The sequence below is a fragment of the Planktothrix sp. FACHB-1355 genome (assembly GCF_014748295.1).
Classification (GTDB): domain Bacteria; phylum Cyanobacteriota; class Cyanobacteriia; order Cyanobacteriales; family Aerosakkonemataceae; genus Aerosakkonema; species Aerosakkonema funiforme_A.
Map to the genome: position 1 here is coordinate 1 of NZ_JACJUP010000600.1, position 4,155 is coordinate 4,155.

A 4,155-nucleotide genomic window follows, 5' to 3' on the forward strand; every position below is an offset into this window, starting at 1 on the left:
GAGATTTGGCCGCTACTTTGGTTGGAGTAATCCAGTCGCAAGCAAGCTGAGTCTATGAATGAAGAATCCCCGTCCCTTTAGGGCTCTTGAGTGTCAATTCTCGCTGTTATGGTTAATAGTTCGTGGTTCGTGGCCATGAACTACACCGACAAAGCAGACTCAGGCAAACAAAATGCAGATAGTTGCTCTTTTGCCAAGTCCTTGTTATATTAATTTATGTACATTTACAAAACGTAACTAAGTGGAGTTCGTACCATGCAAGGTGAAGATCGGAACGATGTAAAGTTGGGTTTTACTCCCCAAGCCGAAAATTGGAACGGTCGTCTAGCCATGATTGGCTTTATCGCCGCATTGATTACTGAACTCGCTACTGGCCAAGGTGTACTGCACTTTTTAGGTCTGATGTAATCATTGGGGTCTTCATATTTCCTCCGGTATTTCAAGAAAAACTAACTGGGAGTTCGCAAAAAAACTTCCAGTTTTTTGTACTTGAAAAAAAAATTGAAAAACTCCGATAAAAATCAATTACCGGAGCTTCATATAAACAGCAGATTGCTTTTTTAACGAATATATTCTTTGAGAATGCTATTGCGGTTGGGATGGCGCAATTTGCGAAGCGCCTTAGCTTCAATTTGACGAATTCGTTCGCGAGTGACGTTGAAAATCTGACCTATTTCTTCCAGAGTCTTCATGCGTCCGTCATCCAAGCCATAGCGGAGTCGCAAAACATCGCGTTCGCGTGAGCTCAAGGTATCGAGGACGCTTTCCAAATCTTCTCGAAGCAGATTCTTAGAAACTTGATCTTCTGGTGTTTCGCCATCGGATTCAATAAAATCGCCCAGTCGGGAATCTTCTTCTTTACCGATCGGCGTTTCCAGAGAAATGGGTAGTTGAGCTGATTTAGCGATGAAACGCAACTTCTCGATGGTCATTTCCATACGAGTAGCGATTTCTTCTTCAGTGGGTTTGCGACCCATTTCTTGAGAAAGCAACTTAGTGGTTTTCTTAATTCGGGAAATAGTTTCGTACAGATGAACGGGCAAGCGAATAGTACGAGATTGGTCGGCGATCGCCCGCGTAATCGCCTGACGAATCCACCAAGTTGCGTAGGTGGAGAATTTATAGCCTTTTTCGTGATCGAACTTTTCAGCTGCTCGAATTAAACCGAGGCTGCCTTCTTGGATTAAATCCTGAAAAGACAGCCCCCGATTCATATATTTTTTGGCGATCGAAACTACCAAACGAAGGTTTGATTGTACCATCTTATCCTTCGCCCGCCGACCGACATGAAGGCGATGACGGAATGCTGGCAACTGCATATTGACAGCTTGAGCCCATTCGCTGTCATGCGGATCTCTGTCAAGGTCATCAGAGAGTTTTTCCCGAATCCGCTCCAATTCGAGTAAATCCGCAATTTTTCGCGCCAGTTCGATTTCCTCATCTGCCCGCAAGAGCCTAATTCGGCCAATTTCTTGCAAATAAAGGCGAATTGAGTCTTCTGTATAGTGCTTTTTCTTGGCTTGAGATCGACGACGGGTAGAGCGAACCTTACCAGGCTTCCCGTCGTCTTCTTCTGTCGAAACCTCTTCTAGAAAATCTTCTCGACCTGCTTCTTCCTCAAATATAAATTCGAGTTCAAGATCGTTGATAGGCTGATCGAGGGTTTCTAATACGTTGTTAGCCTGGGTCATGCCGCGTTCCTCATGCTCCTTTGGGTTAACAAATCAACAACTAAAGATGATTAAGAATCGAGATCCCTATTTTCTAGCCAGTAGCGCACCGGATTAGCCTTAAATACTATATCTATGGTTTACTGACTGGGGGAAAAACAGAGTGCTTCGCAGCGGAAAAGTTTCCTTGTCTGGAAGCGCAATCGATAACTTTGCAGTTGGGTCTGGCAAAGATCTTTCCGATTGTAGCCTTTCTCACAGAAATTGCACGCAGTTTTTCATAATATCCACGCTATTTTTTCATCTTCTCTATCAATCTGGAAAACAATTCGAGATTCTGCTTTTGCACCAAAGCCAAAAGGCCGATCGTGCAAAGCAGTGGAATAGGCTGGAAAATGCTGGATAATTCGATCTGCGTTGACAAAAAACGAAAGTTCAGACGAACCGTACCCATCGAATTTTATAGGCTTCGTTGGGCTTTGCTATTGTCTGTTTAACTGCGATTAAGGCTGGAAAAATTTCTGCACCCATCTTTTGTCGATTTCCTTAAATTAGCTAGGAGTAGCGTTCGCCATCTGTCAAGCCAGTTCGGTTTACTCTATTTTTCCCGTTTTTTGGTGTCTGCTGGGGAAGGGTTTAACTGGATATCTCGCCTGGACAGCAGACTGGAAAGTTAAACCCGCACCTGAAAAGCTGGTATCCCGGCAGTAGTTACTTTGGATGGAAATCCATCCTACGCAAGCCATTGGGGAGAGATTTTACGTTAAACTGATAAGTCTCAGTCCAGATAGACTTGACAAATGGCTGAAGTACTCATCTGACATTCTAATGAACTAATCTCTGATATGACAGCTAGTAGAGAAGAGAAATTAACAATTCTCTGACTAAACTGCTTAGCTTACCGGGCGCGGGGGTAGGAGATTTGCTGCCATAGCCGATCGACTGTAACAAATTTCAGTCCAAGTTGTAGTAGAAGCTCAATAATTTGGGCAGTCGTTTCGGCGACATCTTGCCCACCGCAAGCACCATCGTGCAAAACAATGAGAGAACCGTTGCGAACCTGTCGTAGCACGCGCTGTACCACAACAGAAACTCCAGGTCGCAGCCAATCTTCCGGAACCACACTCCACATTACCGGGCGATAGTTCCACTTACGCAACCACTTCAAGGTTTGGGGTGTAAACATCCCGTTAGGAGGTCGAACATCGCGGACTTGTTTGCAGACATCCTCTAAATCTAACTCGCAGGCATTGGCGATCGCGATTTGGGTTTGCGACAAACTCCATCTGAGAGAGTCGGGAGCGAGACGGGGAAAGATGCGATGATCGTAACCGTGCAAACCAACCCAGTGACCCCGCCGATAAACCTCCTTAGCGATATCTGGTGTTCGATTTACACAAGCACCCAACCAAAAGAAACTGGCTGTGATGTTGTAGCGATCTAAAACTGCCAACAGTTGCGGTGTCCACTGTGGGTGGGGGCCATCGTCAAAGGTAAGGGCTACATAGGGTTGTGCGACAGATCCTGCCCAAAGACAGTTGTTAAAGGTAGGCTTGAGAATTTGGTAAGCAATGGGATAAAGCGGAGCGAATTGCATACAGCCTTGAGAAAGGGAGATAAGGAGATGGGGAGATAGCGAGAAATGAACATTCCTTGATTCTCCCCAGTCACAGCTGGCAGATCGGCAATTACCAATTATTGATTAGATAATGCGGCGTGACTTAGCAGAACAGTTTAGATCTGCTGGGATTGAGAAAGGTCTCGAGCCACCAGCGATTTGTGGAAGATTGTCAAATGCTTGCAAACCATCAAGAACCGCATCCCGGATCGTCGCTTCTGACTCTTGAGAAAGCATGATGCGAAAATAGTCTGCGATCGTCTGTTGCTGACCTTTGTCATATTTAGTTCCCAAACGTGTCAGATGCCGAACCGCGATCAGACGTTTGAGGGGATTAGTATCGGTCAGTTCTGCCAGCATTCGATCGAGCTTTGCTTCATCTCTAAAAGCTTGCCGTCCAAATATATGCCAAAGCAGCAATACCAAAATTGCCAGCGTACCCAAGCCTTGCAGCATGGCACCGACAGCGATCCAAGCACTATTGCTATCAGATCCGATCGAGATTGCCATATAGCTGCTGAGGGTAGCAAGTCCGCCGCTGCCGACTGCGATGGTTAATTGACGGTTAGCGCCTCCAAATATGCGACGCAACTTCGATCGATACAATTGCCAGTCCCACACTTGCAGTCGATAGACAAACCACATTACCAGCACGCCAACACTGGTAGCCAAACATAGCTTCCAGTGCCAAAACAGCATGGCAATCGCTGCACTCAAACCCAAAAACCAGAATCCCAAACTCCCAAAATACCGACCCGAAAGCCATTTGAAGGCTCTACTTTTGAATTCTGGAAGCGACGAGTCTGGTATTTGGCTGACAAGTTGCTGCCACCAAAACGAAGCCTGTGCCACGTTGCTTACCTGAGA

The 4,155-nt window shown here is 45.9% G+C and carries 4 protein-coding genes; 1 reads left to right on the forward strand and 3 read right to left on the reverse strand.

Annotated features, from left to right (window positions below; translation table 11 throughout):
- Positions 1-255 precede the first annotated feature (255 nt).
- Entirely contained in the window at positions 256-408 is a 153-nt protein-coding gene (locus H6S82_RS21410) for a chlorophyll a/b-binding protein (protein WP_190464644.1), read from the forward strand.
- A gap of 152 nt (positions 409-560) precedes the next feature.
- Here H6S82_RS21410 and rpoD read toward each other — a convergent pair whose 3' ends face one another.
- The 3 genes from rpoD to H6S82_RS21425 all read right to left on the reverse strand — a co-directional run.
- On the reverse strand, positions 561-1,691 hold the full coding sequence (gene rpoD / locus H6S82_RS21415; RefSeq protein WP_190464643.1) for an RNA polymerase sigma factor RpoD: 1,131 nt from the start codon (positions 1,689-1,691) through the stop codon (positions 561-563).
- 877 nt (positions 1,692-2,568) lie between these two features.
- Positions 2,569-3,267: a polysaccharide deacetylase family protein gene (locus tag H6S82_RS21420; RefSeq protein ID WP_190464642.1), complete on the reverse strand. Its 699-nt coding sequence runs from the start codon at positions 3,265-3,267 to the stop codon at positions 2,569-2,571.
- 105 nt (positions 3,268-3,372) lie between these two features.
- On the reverse strand, positions 3,373-4,155 hold a 783-nt coding region (locus H6S82_RS21425), incomplete at its 5' end, for a hypothetical protein (protein ID WP_242057059.1).